Source organism: Pontiella desulfatans, from assembly GCF_900890425.1.
GTDB classification, from domain to species: Bacteria; Verrucomicrobiota; Kiritimatiellia; order Kiritimatiellales; family Pontiellaceae; genus Pontiella; species Pontiella desulfatans.
The window spans coordinates 1,218,823-1,236,219 of the sequence record NZ_CAAHFG010000003.1 but is presented as its reverse complement, the minus strand read 5'-3'; the positions used below and the strand labels follow the sequence as shown (position 1 = coordinate 1,236,219).

At 60.2% G+C, this 17,397-nt stretch carries 12 protein-coding genes; 1 reads left to right on the top strand and 11 read right to left on the bottom strand.

Annotation, left to right across the window (positions count from 1 at the left end):
• Positions 1-74 precede the first annotated feature (74 nt).
• The 7 genes from E9954_RS25520 to E9954_RS25490 form a co-directional block, all read right to left on the bottom strand.
• The gene (locus E9954_RS25520) at positions 75-1,034 is read right to left on the bottom strand and encodes a ThuA domain-containing protein (protein ID WP_136082090.1); all 960 of its coding nucleotides are present in this window, start codon (positions 1,032-1,034) and stop codon (positions 75-77) included.
• Between the two features lie 83 nt (positions 1,035-1,117).
• Positions 1,118-1,807 (bottom strand): PHP domain-containing protein, encoded by a 690-nt coding sequence (locus E9954_RS25515; protein WP_136082089.1) that lies wholly within the window; start codon positions 1,805-1,807, stop codon positions 1,118-1,120.
• Positions 1,808-1,816: 9 nt separating this feature from the next.
• Positions 1,817-2,161, bottom strand: coding sequence for an iron-sulfur binding hydrogenase (locus E9954_RS25510; protein ID WP_136082088.1), 345 nt, complete (start codon positions 2,159-2,161; stop codon positions 1,817-1,819).
• On the bottom strand, positions 2,151-3,080 hold the full coding sequence (locus E9954_RS25505; RefSeq protein WP_136082087.1) for a CBS domain-containing protein: 930 nt from the start codon (positions 3,078-3,080) through the stop codon (positions 2,151-2,153). Before E9954_RS25505 ends, E9954_RS25510 begins: the two co-directional genes overlap by 11 nt.
• On the bottom strand, positions 3,080-3,418 hold the full coding sequence (locus E9954_RS25500; protein WP_136082086.1) for a hypothetical protein: 339 nt from the start codon (positions 3,416-3,418) through the stop codon (positions 3,080-3,082). Before E9954_RS25500 ends, E9954_RS25505 begins: the two co-directional genes overlap by 1 nt.
• Positions 3,419-3,501: 83 nt before the next feature.
• Entirely contained in the window at positions 3,502-5,013 is a 1,512-nt protein-coding gene (locus tag E9954_RS25495; protein WP_136082085.1) for a sulfatase family protein, read from the bottom strand.
• Positions 5,014-5,081: 68 nt separating this feature from the next.
• Positions 5,082-11,822 (bottom strand): alpha-2-macroglobulin family protein, encoded by a 6,741-nt coding sequence (locus E9954_RS25490; protein ID WP_136082084.1) that lies wholly within the window; start codon positions 11,820-11,822, stop codon positions 5,082-5,084.
• 124 nt (positions 11,823-11,946) lie between these two features.
• On the opposite strand from E9954_RS25490, the gene E9954_RS25485 reads away from it, so the two are divergent.
• On the top strand, positions 11,947-12,621 hold the full coding sequence (locus tag E9954_RS25485) for a YceH family protein (RefSeq protein WP_136082083.1): 675 nt from the start codon (positions 11,947-11,949) through the stop codon (positions 12,619-12,621).
• 10 nt (positions 12,622-12,631) lie between these two features.
• On the opposite strand, the gene E9954_RS25480 is transcribed toward E9954_RS25485, so the two are convergent.
• From E9954_RS25480 to E9954_RS25465, 4 genes are all read right to left on the bottom strand, one after another.
• The gene (locus tag E9954_RS25480) at positions 12,632-13,261 is read right to left on the bottom strand and encodes a bifunctional 4-hydroxy-2-oxoglutarate aldolase/2-dehydro-3-deoxy-phosphogluconate aldolase (protein ID WP_222847314.1); all 630 of its coding nucleotides are present in this window, start codon (positions 13,259-13,261) and stop codon (positions 12,632-12,634) included.
• Between the two features lie 53 nt (positions 13,262-13,314).
• Positions 13,315-14,415, bottom strand: coding sequence for a sugar kinase (locus tag E9954_RS25475; RefSeq protein WP_136082082.1), 1,101 nt, complete (start codon positions 14,413-14,415; stop codon positions 13,315-13,317).
• A gap of 114 nt (positions 14,416-14,529) precedes the next feature.
• Positions 14,530-15,657, bottom strand: coding sequence for a substrate-binding domain-containing protein (locus tag E9954_RS25470; RefSeq protein WP_136082081.1), 1,128 nt, complete (start codon positions 15,655-15,657; stop codon positions 14,530-14,532).
• Positions 15,658-15,713: 56 nt separating this feature from the next.
• A complete protein-coding gene (locus E9954_RS25465) occupies positions 15,714-17,081 on the bottom strand; it encodes a hypothetical protein (protein ID WP_136082080.1) in 1,368 nt (455 codons plus the stop codon).
• Positions 17,082-17,397 lie beyond the last annotated feature (316 nt).

The following is a 17,397-nucleotide window of genomic DNA, read 5'->3' as shown; positions in this document are numbered from 1 at the left end:
AAACCTTGAGCTCTAATTCAGGCCCGTATTGTAGCAAGACGGTTGCCAACTTTGGGATCCCGGCCAACCGGAACCTATTTCTTGAGCTCGAACTTCCGCGCGGAGACGTTTTCCGCCGTCGGGAAATCGGAGGGCACCGGCTGGGTCACCTTGCCGGAGGCCGCCCATTCGCAACCGCGCTTGAACGAAACAATGAAGCCCACCCCTTCGAGCGCCGGCGTATCGTGCCCCAGCGTGGTGTGGAAAACACGGCCCTTCCCATAGTCGATCACCATCAGCATCGGCTGGTGCTGCCCTTTGCGCTCCTCCACCAGACAATCCTCACCCGTGGCCAGGATCGTCATGTTTTCGGCCGGGCCGCGCAGCTTGGCGTAGCACTCGTCCTCGGAGGTCAGCCAAACCTTCGGCATCCCCTTCGTAATCGGGTGTTCCGGCTCGCGGACCGTTACCGGGAACTCATGCCTTTTGCCATGCGTGCCGCCGTTGCCCGGGGAGAGGTCGCGGATGATTTCACCTTGGTCGTTGTAGTAGACAAACGGGCCGTCCTTCTCGTTGCGACCGCCCCATCCCCCGACACCGATCATCTTGTTGAACTCCTTCCAAAGCGGCCAGGCGTTGTCGGCGGCATGCACGGAAACAAATCCGCCGCCCGCCTGCATGTAATCCTCCAGCGCCTTGCGGGTTTCCTCCGGCCAATCGGCCGCCTTCCATCCAAAGTTGGAGACCACAACATCATAGCCCTTGAACGTTGGCTTGAATTCGGGATCGGCCTGGGGATTTTTCGTGGCCTCGTTCGGGAAATCCCCAGCCAACGGAAGAAATGCCTTCTCGCGTTCCGACTTCCAGATGAAGCGGGTGCGGTCGATATCGACCTCGAACAGACCGGTTTCCTCAAGATATTGCTTCATCATGATGGTCGATTTCGGCCAGACGACATGGTTGTTCTGGCCATCCACAATCAACGCCTTGAGCTTGGCGTCGGCCGACAATGAAACAAGGGCGAAACTAACGATGCACAGCATTACGGTCTTCATGGTGGGTTCCTTCCATTGGAAATTCAAACAGGGTTGCAGAATGGACAGGAAAAACCCCGCACTCAATGAAAAACAGGCAGGAATCAGCCTCGCGCCAAAAAGGTACGGATGTTCTCCACGGTCAGGGCATCGATCTCAAACTCCGTAAAGGCTTTGCCGATGGTACCGAGTTCATGCGAGTCCGAGTTGCGGACGATGGGATAGTCCAGCGCCAGGGCGGGATCGCCGTAGGCGGTCAGCTCGACGGCATCGAAGGGTTCATCCGGCAGGAAACCGAGCTGAGAAATAATTCCGTAGACCTGCCGGTCAATGTGGGCCGGGATGAAAAGCCCACCCAGCGCATGCACCTGTTTAAGCAGGGCGCTGACATCGTAGCCCGATGCGCTGATCAGGAATTTTTCGGCAAAACCAAGGATTTCCTCGTTTTCGTCGATGATCGGTTGGTCGCCGAACCGTTCGGGCTGGTTCATGACATCGGGCAGGCTGTCGTAGACGAGCGCCCCGAGTTGCATGGCGCTATCGAGCTGATCGAACAGGCAAAGCACATGCGCCTCCTCGACCGTGGTGACCTCCAGGCCATAGAGGCACGCCATGCCGTGCCGTTCGCAGATTTCCGCAAACCCGGGCAGGTTGAAGGCGCAGTTATGATCCGAAAGCGCAATGGCGTTCAACCCCGCATTCTTCGCCTTTTGCACAATCGAAACCGGCGACATTTCCAGCGACGCACAGGGCGACAGGCAACTGTGGATGTGGAAATCCGACCGATAATGCATTGCCGTCTCCTAGCGAGCGGGGCAGCCGCCGATGTGCTGGGCAATGAGTGCGGAGGTGTTGAACTGGTTTTCAGCCGTCTGGAAAATGGCAATGCCTTCGTTGCGCGCGGCCTCGAGCATGTCGTCGGCCACGGGACGGTTGTTGCAGATGATGATGGCCACCACGCCGGCCAACGAAGAAACCGCAACGGTGTTCTTGTGCGCTTGGATCGTAATCAAGACGGATCCTTCTTCGGCATTGCCCATCACATCGCTGAGCAGGTCGGACGTGTAGCCGGCTTGAACTTCAACATCGGAAAACTCGTCCTGCAGGCAGGTAAACGGTTCCAGGGATTCGATTTCGCTAATCTTCATTCACATTCTCCGGTTTCAAATTGATGATGGCCTGCACCATGGTTCCCATGCCCACGGCGGACTCGATGGCAAACTCGTCGGACACCCGCTTGACATTGGGCAATCCCATGCCGGCCCCGAACCCTTGCGAACGGATCCATTCGTTGGCGGTGGAATAGCCTTCCGTCATCGCCTTCTCGGTGTCCTCAATCCCCGGGCCGCGGTCGTGCGAGGAAATCTTGACGCGATCCGTGTTGATGTCGAAACCAAGCATGCCGCCGATCGAATGGGCCACCAGGTTGATTTCCAGCTCATAGCTGGCCACCGCCACGCGCCGCACAACCTTGGGCGGAATTCCGCGCTCCTTCAGGAATTTCTTAATCTCGCTGGAGGCCTTGCCCCCGTTTTCGAAGTCGTAGCGATGCAACTGGTACACCTTGTTCAACCGTAGTGCATCCGGCTCGTCCGGATGTTCATGCTGCTGCTCCATTTCGCGCAACTGGCGCGACAACTCCCGAATCAGGGCGTGGTTGATGTTGCGGAAAGTGAGGATGCCGGTCAGTTCGTTTTTCTTGTTCACCACGGGGAATTGGCGGAAGGAAAATTTACCGAAAGCGGAAATCGCGAAGGAGAGCGGCATTTCCTCGGCGAGGGTCTGCACCTCGCCCACCATCCATTTGGTTACCCCCTCCTCCATGGCGCCCTGTTCCAGCGCATTCATCAGGTCGTTCATCGTAATAATGCCGACCACGCGTTTGTTGTCCACCACGGGAACCCCGGTGATGGAGTTGTTTTTCATGATGGTCTGCACATCGCGCATCGTGCAGTTGCGCGACACCGCGAAAACCTTGCTGGTCATCACCTCGCTGATGCGCAGGCCGTAGATGAGTTCCTGAACCCGCAACGACGACTGGAGCGGTTCTTTTTGCTCGCCGTCCATCAAGGCTCCATGATCCGGCCCAGCCGGACGCACGATTCATATTTCGGGAAACGGGTGCAGAGCAAGGCGACTTCCTGATCCTTGGCCAGCTCGATCATGCCTTCGGTCACTGTCTTGTTGTTGGCAATAATCACGGCCTCGGATCCTACGATTCCCGCCGATCGGATGGACTGCTCCGTCGAAAGCGAGGTCATAAGCAACAGTTCGTCGCGGTCGCTCATCAAGACATCGCTCATCAAATCCGAAGCGAAGACCGTTTCGATATTGATCCGTTCCCAACCCGTAGGGCCATAGACGAGCTCAGCCTCAAGAGTATCTGCAATACGTATTAGTTCCATCGTTCTCCAAAATGAGGGGGTTGTTCAAGTGAAGGGGCATAGAAACCGTTTTCGTCCGCCGGTTCAACCGAAATATCATCCCCCTATTTCTGCTGCTTCTTTCCTCCGGCATTCTGGGGAGGAGGTTCGTCGGGCACCTGGTATTGCTTTTTCAGGGCTTCGAGCTCCTTTTTCTGGCGTTGGATCTGCGCCTTGTTTTCCGGGTGCCCAAAGACGTTCTTCATCTCCGCCGGGTCGTTCTGGAGGTCGAACAGCTCCCACTCCTCGCCGCCGGGAACATCCACGCCGTAATATCGGATCAACTTCCAACGGCCATCGAAGATGCCTTCGTGGCGGCGGACGCTGTGGACGGCCGGATATTCGTAGTAGTGATAGTAGAGCGAATCGCGCCAATCCTCCGGCGTCTCGCCCTTGAACAGCGGCACGAGGCTCTTGCCCTGCATGCCGGAGGGGATCGGCGCGCCGGCCAGCTCGAGGAAGGTTTCGGCAAAGTCGATGTTTTGCACCAGGTCGGTATTGACCGAACCCGGCTTGATCTTGCCCGGCCACTTGGCCACAAGCGGGGTGCGGAACGATTCCTCATACATGAAGCGTTTGTCGAACCAGCCATGCTCGCCCATGTAGAAGCCCTGGTCGGAGGAATACATCACGATCGTGTTGTCGGCCAGCCCCTGCTCCTCCAAGGCCTGGAGCACTTTCCCAACGCTCTCATCAACCGCCCAGGTGCAGCGCAGGTAGTCCTTCATGTAGGTCTGGTATTTCCACTTCACGAGCGCCTTGCCTTCCGGCTGGTTTTCGGCAAACCACTTTTGTCTCTCCACATAGCGCGGATTCCCGGCGAAACGCTTTCCCTCGGCCTTCAGATCGGTATCCAGCTTCATGGTCTTGGCGATGCTCATGTCTTGCTGGCTGGCGGCGGTGCCGCGGTTGGCATAGTCGTCGAACAGATTGGCCGGCTCGGGAATCTCGATGCCCTCGAACATCGACATGTGGCGGTCGGCCGGATCCCAGTTGCGGTGCGGCGCCTTGTGGTGAACCATCAGCATGAACGGTTTGTCCTTCTCCCGCTCGTTCTCCAACCAGTTCAGCGCACGCTCGGTGATGACGTCCGTCACATAGCGGCCGGGATAGGTGGTCTTGCCCTGTTCGGTAATGAAGTCGGGATCGTGGTATTTACCCTGCCCCGGCAACACCTCCCAATAATCGAAGCCCTGCATTTTGCCGTTCAGGTGGATCTTGCCGACCATCACCGTTTGATACCCGTTCTTCTGCAGAATCTTCTGGAACTGCTGCTGGTCGTGGTTGAACGCGTCGCGGTTGTCATACTTGCCGTTCATGTGGGAATGCTTGCCCGTCAGCAGCGTCGCCCGGCTCGGCGCACAGATCGAATTGCCGACATAGGCGCGATCAAACCGCATGCCTTCCTTTGCAATCTTGTCGATGTTCGGCGACAGGTTCAGATCCTTCAACCGCCCGCCATACGCCCCGATCGTCTGGTACGAATGATCGTCCGAAAAGATCCACACAATATTCGGACGCTCCGCCGCAGCGATGCCCGCCAACACAACAACACCCGCAATAATTCCCTTGGTCATGGTTTTCCCTTTCACTTGCCCGATCATTCTACAGTACTTATTAAACGGCGCCTGACACCGATTTCAGGCTATCTTTCCACCGAAAGCTTGGCCTCGTTGGAATTGGCCGCCTGGTCGGGCGCATACATCAGCTCCACGGTGGCCGGCAAGGCGCCCACCCGTCCCGCATGTTCCGCGCGGATGCGGTAGGTGATCGTCGATGTTCCTTTCGGCAACGTCGACACATAACTCGATACCCGCTCGTCGTGCAGCTCCTGATAGTGGCGCAGCTTCCCCTGGCGATACCCACTCTCGGTTTCTTGGCATTCAAATCCAGACGGCTTAAAATCCTGCACCAGCACATATTCCAGCTCCTGCGCGGCCTCCAGCTCCAGCACCACCTCGAGGGTTTGCCCCGCCTTGAGCACTGCATCAGCCTCTAGCGGTTCCCCAATGCGCTCGCCACTTTGCCAATCCACCCGGTGGTAGGCTCGCGAGACCGAAACCAGGTCGCATGTTTCAGCTGCAATCGGATTCTCGCGGGTGCGGTAGCTCCACGTTGCATCGTAGAACAGCGGTGAGTCCCCTTTGGTTTCCAACACCAGTTCGTTGCGCCCCGGCGTCAATCCCGACTCCTGAGCCTGCCCGTTCAGTAGCACGTCGTATTGCGCATCCGTTGCGGCGCTCCGGTTGTTGACGACAAACTCGCAAAGCGCTTCCACGCAGATGGCGGTGTCGCGCGTCGATTTCCAGTGGTCGCCATGTTGGCGATTGATCAACAGCCACCGCGCAACACCGGCGGTCTTTTCGCCCTGCGGTTCCATGCGGTTCAGCAGCTTCAAATACCACGCCATCATCTCGACCTGGTCGTTGTGCCACAGCCACCAACGGTCGTTTTCAGCCCGTAGCCAATAGGTTCCCAGCCCGGCATCATGCTCAACATATTGCCCGATGAAGCGCAGCAAGTCGTCGCGCCCCGCCTTGTCGCCACCCAGCTCCAGCGCATAGGCCAACAGCAGCTTGCCGTAGAGCGAAAGCTCCGCAACGTTCGCCTTGAGGAACGGCGCAAACCTCGGAACAACCTCCTTCGCCGTCGCTAGGTCGCGGCCTTTCAGGAACGCGGCCGGGTCAACCTCAGCCAGCACCACGGCCATGAAGGCATCGGCCTGGGTCAGCGTCTCTTCCCGCCGCTGGTGCCACGGCGGAACCATCAACTGCTTCACATGCGCCACCATCCTGTCCGACGCCTTGCGGATATCGCCCGCCTCCACGTCCAGTCCGTCCACCTGCGAAGCGCGATGCAGGCCGCGCAACACCCACGCGCTCACCATGGGATCGTGGTCGCTATAGCCCGAACCAATCTCCCAGCTCCACCAACCGTTCCAATGCTGCACCTCCAACAACTTATTGATCCCCGCCTGCGCCCGCTGGATAATTTCATCGCGCTCGAACACGGCCTGCCGCCCGGCGGGCATCGCGACCGAAAGATCCTCCATCTCCAGCCCCAGCCGATCCAGCGTCTGCAACACCACCAGCGACGGCAGGAAGCGGTTCAGCGTCTGTTCCACGCAGCCGTGCGGATAGTCGGCGAGATACGGCAACGCCGTCGCCACCGACTCCAGCATATTGGGTGTACAGTTGAGGCTGAACTCCAGGGAGCCGGGTTCGATGGCCTCCGGCACTTCGATCACCACCCGCTCCTCATGCCGATCCCCGGCCAGCACCCCGCTACGCCCGCCGCGCTTGAGCATGCCGTGCGGCAACACCGGAACCGGGCGTGCCATGGCGTCGGAAACGTTCCCCGCCACCGACGAAACCGTTACCATCGCCGAGCCTTCCACTTCGGCCTTGAGCGTCCAGCCCAACATCCGCTCTTCGCCGGGCATCAATTCGCCAACATTCTTCATTGCATCGGAAGCAAGGGCGGCCGCCCCACCCTCGACCGCGCAGGACGCCGCAGCATCCAGGCTGTTGGTCGAGTGATTGCGAAGCGATCCGGTGATTTCCACGTCGTCGCCCTCCACCACGAAGCGCGGCGTGTTGAGCTGGAGCACAAAGTCCTTGGCACATTTGACGCTCGTTGATCCGCTCGCGGCAAAGTTCGTATGCATCGCCCATGCCATGATCTTCCACTCCGTCAGGCTGTCGGGCAGCGCAAACTCGACGCTCGCCTTCCCATCCGCATCCGTCTCCACCAGCGCGTTCCAATAGACCGCGTCGCGGAAGTCGGAACGGATCGACATGGGCGCTTCCTTCTCCTCGGCAATCATATAACTCACCTTGGGCTTCGTTATTTCAGGAGAACTCGCTGCGTCCAGTGAGGCAAAAACACTGGAACCGCCGGAGTCCCCGAACAGGTCGTCGGCACCACCATAACCGCCGGCCATACTGTCGGACTCGGCGGCGAGCCATGCCCTGTTCCAGCGGTTGGGCGCAAGGTTTTGCATAACCCACCACTCCACCTCCGCGCCCATTTCGCGCGGCCAGCCCAAATCCATGGAGAGGCTCGACCAATAGGCATTCGCCCACGGCGAGAACAGCGCACTGTAGATGCTGCGCCATCGGTTGGAAAACGAATCGAGCGTCGCGTTGTAGACCGTGACCGCCACAGCGCACGGTTTGCCCGTGCCATCGGTGGTCGTGGCGCGGATGTCGAGTTTGACGGTTTCGCCGGGGCGGTAGGTTTCCCTGTCGGTCGCGAGCTCCACCTCGCCCGCCCGCCTGCCGTGCTCCACCACGGGGATGCGGCAGCTCGCCAGGTGCATCTTTCCCTCGGCAACGGTCATGACCGCGCATTGTATGCGCCCGCCCTCGCCCGGTTCAAGCGGCAGTTCGATCCGCTTGCTGGCCTCGTCCATAAAGAGCACCTTCGGCAGCGAAAAAGTATCGCGCCCGGCCACCCGTTCGAAGAAATAGACCCAGCGCCCAGGCTGGTCGACCTGCACCAACACCGTCGCCGTTCCGCCCGCATGGTAGACGCCCTTTTCGCGGACAAGGCGGATGGGGGTTTCCCCTCCCAGCCCAGCCCCCATGTCGCCGCGAACCAAGAACCGGAACGGCCTTGAATCCAGTTCGCCTTCGGCCACGGCCTTCGCTTCGTACAGCCCCGGCGCCAACGCGCCGAGCTCCACGCGGCCATCCGCAAACGGTTGCTTGGCCACAGCCACCCGGTTCGTTCCCTCCAGGCGACTCAGCGCCAGCTCGACACCATCGACCGGTTCTTTCGTTTCCAGCAAGCAAACCGGGCGCTCGCCCGCTTCATAAAACGCCTTGTCGAGATGAACGCAGAGCCGCGCTTCCTGCAGCTTGTTGAAAAAGTATTCCGTTGCCCGGTAGCGCTTGTGCGCAGCATCGCGCACGTTGGCCGAAACCTCGAACATGCCGGAACCGGCCAGTGCCTTTTCGCCGCCCTCGTATTCCGAGAGGTCGATGACCAGCCGCCCCGTTTCATCCATCTGCGCCTCGACCCGCTCGTGGAACCATTGACTGTTGCGGCGGTGGGACTCCTCCGCTTCAAACTGCCCGCCGTGCCACCAGTATCCCGCATGCCAGAGGCGGTCGAACTCCGCCTCCGGATACCACGGCGAAGGATCGAACGAGCCGCACTCGATCGTCGCCATCGCGAAGCCCCCGGCAACCGGCTGCCCGTAGGCATAGTCCGCCCCGATCTCGATCCGCCCGTCATCGAGCTGCCGGATGGAAACCTCGAATTCCGGCGCGCGGTATTCCTCCACCTTCACCGTTCCGAGGGAAAGACCGTGCTCCGATGTTTCGTCCCGGACGGAATAATCCCCCAACGGCGCTTCATCGGGAATCTCGAAGCTGGCCTGGCTTCCGCCATATTGATCCGCTTCCCACGAGCCATCCGGCTCGACCGGAAGTACCATGCGCGAACGCTTCTGGCTAATCTCAATCGGATAGGCATTCGTTTCCGCACCCCGCCACAACTTGATGTGCCCGTGGTCGCCGGGGCGGTAGACGGGGCGGTCGGTAGCGACGAACGTATCTTGGGCGGAACTCTTCGAGTGGGTATATCCGCGCCGGTCGGAGGAATCGGATTCGGCCACAAAGGGGTGGCCGCCGGAGAGGTTGGCCAGCACCTGGATATCCCGATCCTTTTTCGTGAGCAGGCGTTCTTCCAGGACATGGCACCCGTTTTCGGCGGTGCGCCCTTCGAGGTGCTGCTTCACGGTGTAGGCATCGTCGACCAAATCCCCATCGCGGTTGGAGTGCCGCCCGCCGAAGAGACGGAGGAAATGGATCGGCGCATCGGCGCGCGGTTCGCCGGTTTGCGGATCGCACATGAGGTAGAGGGTGTGCGCGTTGGTGGCGGGGCTGTCGGCGAGCTTGGCCGAATAGACCATGGTGTCGAGCACGTTGAGCTGCGCTTCGGCGGTGTTGCCGCCCGCGATGCGGGTGCGCACGAGGTAGCTCCCGGCCTCCAGCGGCGGGAAGGCGATGCGCTCCCGGCGGTCGCGGTGGTCGGGGTGCGGATCGAGTTCAACCGTAAAGCGCTCAACCTCGCGCAACGCGCCGGGGGCATCGAAGCCGCCACATTTGCGGAACCAGTCGGGATTCCCTTGCAAAAGCGAAAGCTCGCTGTATTTCACGTCGCCCGCCTTCAGCCGCTCCAGCAGGTTGGTTCCGGCGTTGATGCGGAAAACCGACACCTCGACCGCCGAGCCGTTACGGTATGAAAAGCTGATCTCCGGTGCCACCCCGGCCGCTGCCGGCGGGCAGCGTTTCACCGTGCCCTGGCTGGCGCGGATGGAACGGACGGCGTTGGTGTTGCCCGCGATTTCAAAATAGCCCGCCGCGCGTTCGAGCTGGCACCGGCTCTGGCAGAGCGAGGCCAAAACCGCCGCGACCTTTTTGTTGCCGCCGTCGGCCAGCTGCTGGAAGACCGGGATGAAGGCATAGTCGTCCGGCAATGCGACCACCTCGGGTTCCTCGTCCACCCAAACCGCGGTTTCGTTGTCGGCCATGGCAGCGAGCACATCCATGTGGGGTTCGCCCATGTTCAACGGCATTTCCAACTGCTGCCCGGCCACCAGCATGGCGAAGAGCGCGAGCGACGTCCCGGCGGCGTCCTGGCCTTCGATCATCTGCGCGCCCTGCGCAATTAGCCAGCGGGCAAGCTCGCCGTCGGTGGCGGCGGCATCGTGCGAGGCCGGCACGGCGTGGAAAACCGGGCGGCGCGAAAGCCCGGCGCCGAGGCGGTAGCCCAGGACATCGTGCTCGGAGTAATCGGTGGTCTTGAGCTGGAGCATGTGGGGCTGTTCGTCGCGCTGGGCGATGATGATTTCGAGATAGTGATTGTGGAACAGCTTTGTTTGGGCAGGCGTTGCTCCCTGCATCGCCCCGTGGGCGCGCGCCATCAGGCCGAGGGCTTTCCAACGGGCAAGCGCCTTGTTTTTGTACCCGGAGCCCGGCGCAAAATGGTAGCCCATGGCGGCGGCGTGCAGGGTTTTCCAGTCGGCGGGGTTCGCCTTCACCAGCTCCTGGAGGAACGGATCGATCTCCTCTTTGAGCTTGAGTTCGTCCTTGCTCTCCACGGCGACCTGCATCCATTCAACGTAGTTCGCCGAGGAACCGGGGATGGCCTGGAGCAGCGCGGCGTTTTCGGCAAACACCGCCGCGTGGTCGACGAGCGGCTTCTGCTCCTTGAGCCGGCGGTCATAGCCGTTTTCCATGGCGAGCCGATACCAGCGCATGGCTTCGTCCATATCCTCGTCCACGCCATCGGCCTTTTCGTAGCGATAGACCATCGCCACCATGGCCAGGGCATAGCCCTGCTCCGCCGATTTCAGGATCCATTCGGCGGCCACTTTGGGATTCTTTTCCACCCCCTCACCCTTGGCATAGCGCAACCCCAGACCGTACTGCGCCTTGGCATAGCCCTGCTCCGCCGCAAGCCGATACCACTTGACAGCCTCCTCCATGCTCTTTTCAACGCCCCGCCCATCCCGATAATAGGTGGCTAAATAGTACTGCGCCTTGGCGCTTTCCTTTTCGGCGGCCTGGCGGAACCAGCGCGCGGCGTCTTCGTATTGCTTTAGGTTGTGGGCGTGCAATGCAAGGTTGTATTGCGCCATCGCCTGGCTACCGGCATTGATCTTCCGGTTCCAGTCCGGGGCGAGTGCCTTCACCTTGTCGGAACCTTCGGCGTTCATCACATGAAGCTTTCGACGGGCATCCTTGTCGCCCTGACCGGCGGCCTTGGCAAACCACTCCATCGCCAACTCGCGATCCTCCGCAACGCCCGCGCCCTTCAGGTAGTGGATACCCAGATTATACTGCCCGCGCGCATGCCCCTGCTCGGCGGCGGCCCGGTTCCACTTGAAGGCACCTTCCATATCCATTTCGGTGCCCATGCCCATCCGCAGGCACTGGGCGAGGTTGGCCTGGGCGCTGGCGTTGCCCTGCTCGGCGGCCAGGTGGAACCAGCGGACGGCCTCGGGATAGTTACCGAGGATACGGTTGCGGTTGCCGAGGTTAAACTGCGCCCGCTCGTGGCCCTGCTCCGCGGCCTTGAGGAACCATTCGGCGCCCTTCGCCTTGTCCTGCTCCACGCCGCGCCCGAGGCGGTAGCAGTTGCCGAGATGGAACTGGGCATTCGCATTGCCCTGCCCGGCGGCCTGCCGATAGAGTTCCACTGCCTTCGTGAGATTGGTTTCCACACCGTCGCCGGTGGCATAGCGCCACCCCAGCTGGCCTTGCGCCTCCGCCTCGCCACGCTGTGCGCGTTTTTCCAACGATTGCAACTCGGTTGATCGGCATCCCGCCAAGACCAATAGAACCGCACCAAGAATCCCCGACACCCTGTTCATGACCACCCCCTGATTGAATTAACCCATTCAGCATACGCCAACTCCAGAACGTTTCAACCTACTCCGTACTTTGCTTTTTCATGGGAGTTGCTTTAGCATGCATTCAATACATACGGAGGATGCCATGGAGTTTGAACTTAGCCCGATTGAAGAACGCGTGTTGGGATGCCTGATTGAGAAGGAGATGTCGACGCCGGATTATTATCCCCTCACCCTCAATGCGCTGGTGGCCGCCTGCAACCAGAAGAACAACCGCAATCCCGTGATGGAGCTCGATACGGCCACCGTGGAGCACACGCTCTTCGAACTGCGCATGGAGCACAAGCTCGCCGTCGAGGTCTCGGCATCGGGGAGCCGCGTGATGAAATACCGGCATAACATTGCCGACCACTGGAGCTTTTCGCTCTCGCAGATGGCCATCATCTGCGAACTGCTCATCCGCGGCCCGCAAACCCCGGGCGACCTGCGCGCCCATTGCTCGCGCCTGCATACGCTGGCGGATTCGAGCGAGGTGGAGCACATCCTCGAACAGCTGAAAAACAACGAGGAAGGCTGCTTCGTGGTGCAGTTGCCGCGCCAACCGGGCAAGCGCGAGCGCCGCTGGGCGCATCTCTTTGGCGGTAGCGAAATCGAGATCCCCGAGGAAGAACCGGAACCGATGGCGCCCGTGGCCGAAATGCAAACCGGCCCGAGCCGGCTCGAACGCATCCAGACCCTGGAAGACGAAGTCGCCGACCTCCGTCAGGAAATCGGCGACTTGAAAGCGGCCTTCGAACAATTCAAGACCGCGTTTGAATAGGGGGCGAAGCCTATGCTTCGCTTGCCTTGGCCAGGGCTTCCTTGACCTGCTGGGTGATGGTGCCCCAATCCTTGTCGGCAATCTGCTGCTTGGTGGCGAGCCACGAGCCGCCGATGGCACTGACGATCGGCATAGAAAGCCATTCCAGCATATTATCGAGGTTCACGCCGCCGGTGGGGCAAAACTTAACGCCGAGCGGCCCATAGGGAGCCGCTAGATTTTTGAGCATGTTCACGCCGCCCGCCGCGCCGGCCGGGAAAAACTTGAGCATCTTGCAGCCGAGCGACAAGCCCTGCTCGATTTCCGAAGGCGTCATGACGCCCGGAATGAAGAGCGTGTCGTTCGCCTGGAAAAACTTGACGGTGTCGGGATTGAGGCCCGGAGCGAGACCGAAGCTGACGCCGGTATCGATGCACATCTTGGCCTGGTCTTCGGTCACCACGGTACCGGCTCCCAGCAACATTTCCGGCAACGCCTTCTTGATGTTGGCCAGCGCCTGCGGTGCGGCCGCCGTGCGGCAGGTTACCTCGATGACGTCCATGCCACCGGCCAGCAGGGCTTCCGCCAGCGGCACGGCATCGTTGGCATCGTCGATCACAATCACCGGAATCACCGGGCGTTTTAACAATTCATTCAACATTTTTTTCTCCATTTGCAGTACGGGCGACATGCATGTCGCCCCTACAATTTTCCCTACCGGTCCACTCGCGCGCCGGCACCGGCGACGATCTTTTCAACTTCCGCGAGCGACGCCATGGTGGTGTCGCCGGGCGTGGTCATGGCAAGCGCACCGTGCGCCGCGCCATATTCAATGGCCTTGGCCGCATCCTGCAGAATCATCAGGCCATAGATGAAGCCGGAGGCAAAGCTGTCGCCGCCGCCCACGCGATCCATGATTTCCAGATCCGGCCGATGGGCCGATGTGTAGAACTCGCCATCGACCCAGCACATGGCGCCCCAGTCGTTGACGGTTGCCGTCTTTACGCCGCGCATGGTGGTGGCGGTGGCCTTGAAGTTCGGGAATTCGGCCACGGCCTTGGTGATCATCTGCTGGAATGCGCCAACCTCGAGGTCGGTCAGGTTGTCGTCCGCCCCTTCGATCTCGAAACCCAGACACGCGGTGAAGTCCTCTTCGTTGCCGATCATGACATCGACATACTTGGCGATCTCGCGGTTGATTTCCCGGCACTTTTCCAAACCGCCGAACCCCTTCCAGAGCGAGGGGCGGTAGTTGAGGTCGTAGGAGACGATGGTGCCATGTTTCTTGGCAATCCTTGCCGCTTCGATCACCACCTCGCCGGTGGTTTCGGAAAGCGCCGCGAAGATGCCGCCCGTGTGGAGCCAGCGGACACCGAGCGTGCCGAAGATATATTCCCAATCGATGTCGCCGGCCTTCAGCTGCGAGGCCGCCGTGTTGCCGCGGTCGGAACAACCGACTGCGCCACGGATGCCGAAGCCGCGCTCGGTAAAGTTCAGGCCGTTGCGCACGGTGCGGCCGATGCCGTCGTAGTCCATCCATTTGATCAGCGAGGTGTCCACCCCGCCCTGCAGGATGAAATCCTCCATCAGCAGGCCGACTTCGTTCTTCGCAAAGGCGGTCACCACGCCGGCGCGCTGGCCGAAGCAGCGGCGCAGTCCGCGGGCCACGTTGTATTCGCCGCCGCCTTCCCAAGCCTGGAATTGGCGCGCCGTGCGGATGCGGCCTTCGCCCGGATCAAGGCGAAGCATCACCTCGCCCAATGAAAGAATGTCATAGCGGCAATCCGCAGCCGCCTTTGGTTCAAGTTTCGCCATGGTGTCTCTCCTGTGTTTTAAAATGCGGAGAGCACCTTAGCGAATCGTCACCATTTGTGAATACGTATTTCACGCACAATAACGGCCATTATGCGAAGAATAGGGCGAGAGAGGTCAGTCGGTGAAGCGGTATTTTTTGCGGTAGGCGGAAGGTGTGGTGGCGGTTTCCCGCTTAAAGGCCTGGTTGAAGCGCTCGCGGGTGGTGTAGCCGCAGGCTTCGGAAAGATCTTCGATGAGCATGTCGGTTTCCTTGAGCAGACGGCAGGCCCGCTGGATGCGTTCGCGGCGGATGGAATCGTGTACGGAGATCTGCAACAACGAACGGAAGCGGTTTTCCAGTGTGCGGCGCCCCGCATGCGCCGCACGGGCGACGTCATCGACCAAGATTGGGTTGTGCGCATTTTCCCGAATGAACTTCAATGCCTCGGCAACGGCCTGGTCGGTTACCGCAGTCAGATCGGTCGAGTGGCGCTCGACGATCTTTTCAGGAGAGATGCGGATGGGTTCTGCCGGATCGTCCCCACCCTTCATCAACTGCTCCAGCATCTGCGCCGCCTGCCAACCGACGCGGGCGGCGCCGAGCTCGATGCTCGACATTTGCGGGTGCAGCATCTCGCAGGCGAACCGGCCGTTGTTCACTCCGAGCACCGAAACGTCCTCCGGCACCCGCAGGCCGGCATCGACGCAGGCATCGATCACGATGCGGCCGACCGGGTCTTCCGTGGCGAGCACCCCCACGGGGCCGTCGCCCTCCAGCAACGCAATCTGTTCGGCAATATTCTGGATGGCCTGCCGCGACTTCAGTTCGAGGCACTGGAAGCCCTTCTCTGAAAGTGCTGAGATGAAGGCTTCGTATTTCAGGGTGGCATCGCCGAACACCTTGCGCCCGGTGATGGCAAAACGGCGAATGCCCTTGCCGATGAAAAACTCCGCGGCCATGCGGCCGATTTCGTGGTTATCGACCACGACCGAACTCCGGGGCAGCTCGGCGAAACGGCCGAAAATGTTGACCGCCGCGATGCCGCGCTTGCGAAGCGCGGAAACCGCTGGCTGGTCGAGCATGCCGATGACGCCATCGCCCTTCCATTTTTTCAGGTCGGCCAACGACACCTCGGGAGCGCCGTGCGGGGCATAGAAACGCCAGTTGCCCTGCTGGAAGCCATAGCGCGCCACCCCCTCGGCCACGGCGCGGACGAAGGGGTTGGCATAGTCCATGGCCAAGGCGATTTCAAACCGTTTCATGCCTGTTTATGGCATGGATCGGGGTCGGACTTCCAGCGGCATCCTTCGCCGGCATGCTAGTGGGACGAGACGTAGTTCTGGATCTCATCCATCCCGGCGACCGTCTGGTATTGCCCGCGGCAAAGGCTGGTCAGTTTCTTGAAGTTGCCGACGGCGCGGTCGCTCGGCTCCCCGTTCGCCTTGACGAACTGAACCACGTTGAATGAAAAATCGACCTTGCCCTTTTTCGGATTCTTGCCAAGGCCGCTCTTTGACTGGAGCACATCTGGCCTATGCTTGTCTTTCATCATCACCATGGCCTCGGCGAATTCCTGCGGCTTGAAGTAGTAGTATTCCGGAGTCGGGGGTCGCTGGATGCCCGGGAAATATTCGTTCTGGATGCCCCAGCGCCCGCCGGAGACCACCTTGGGCGGTTGCCCTTCGGCCTTACGCCGCTTGTTTTCCTCTTCGAGCAGCCGATAACCCTCCTTGACCTTTTCATCCCACTTCTTGCCGGCCGAGGTGGTGGCGATCCACTCCTCCACCGAAGGCACCTCGGAGATGGCCACACGCTGATGGCTCCAATCGTTGCTTAGCAAAAAGACGGTGTCGGCCTGCTGGAGCATGGAAAGCATGCAGGCCTTGTACCACGCATCCCCGCCCCATTTACCACCATAGATGGGGCCGTTTTTCTTGATCGGCTCCGCAAATTTTCCGATGCGCAAGTCCTCCTTGTGGTGCGATCCCTCCGAACCGAGGGTCTTGATGCCGTATAGCCCCGACTTGGCGGAATCGGCCGCCGAGTTCAACGGATCTAGCCAGGCCTTGGCCTTGGCCGCATTGGCGGAGTTTGCGGAAACCAGCGTCGGGAACAACGTCCGTTCCCCCCCGCCAAACACGCAAATATTGAACAGCGCCGTGGGAGGGAGCTCCTCCACAATCCGGATGAGCTCGTTCTTGATGATAGTGTAGGCGGGGATCCCGCCCATTTCGTCGATCAGCATGTGGTTGCCGGTGTCGAGAATCAGGAAAATCTTTTCGCCCTTGCCCTTGATCCCGAAAATTTCGATCTCGGGCATGGAGAAGCCAACGCCGCCGCCCCCGCCGAGCGAATCGCCGACACCGCTGCCCATGCCGCCTTTGACGCCGGTGATTTCCGGCATCTTGATGTCGGGCATGGTCTGGTTCATCTTTGGCTGCACCACGATGCGCTTGCGCAACTTTGGCTTCTGGGACTTCTTTTTCTTAACATTGACCGGAACCTGCAGCTTCTTGATCGGCATTTTCGGTCGCTTCACGTGCTTGGTCTCGAAGGCCTGTTCCTCCTTCGTGATCACCGTCACCGCCACGAACGTGAACGCGATAACGATCAATATGGCATGTATGCCCAGGCTGATCAGTGCGGCACTTGACTTGGCATGGTTGGCAAAAAAGCGTTTTTTCATTTCCTTGTTCCTGTTCGTTCCGGCAAAAAACTAAACAGTAGCCTATCTTAGCCACTACATGGTCGGCTCATACCCACCAATGCTTTTTGATATACATGATTTCGCCATGGGAAAACGTCATACACGATAGGGATACGCCTGCCGAACCCTTTTTCTTTGAGTCGATCAACACAGTAGCAAACACCCCGGGGAATCCATCCGGTTTTTTGCGCAATCACAATCCAGCAATTGCGCACATGCAACACCTCGCGAGCTCTATGCCCGGGCACAAAAAAAACCCGCCGTTGCGGGCGGGCTTTTTTTGTGAAGCGGAGCT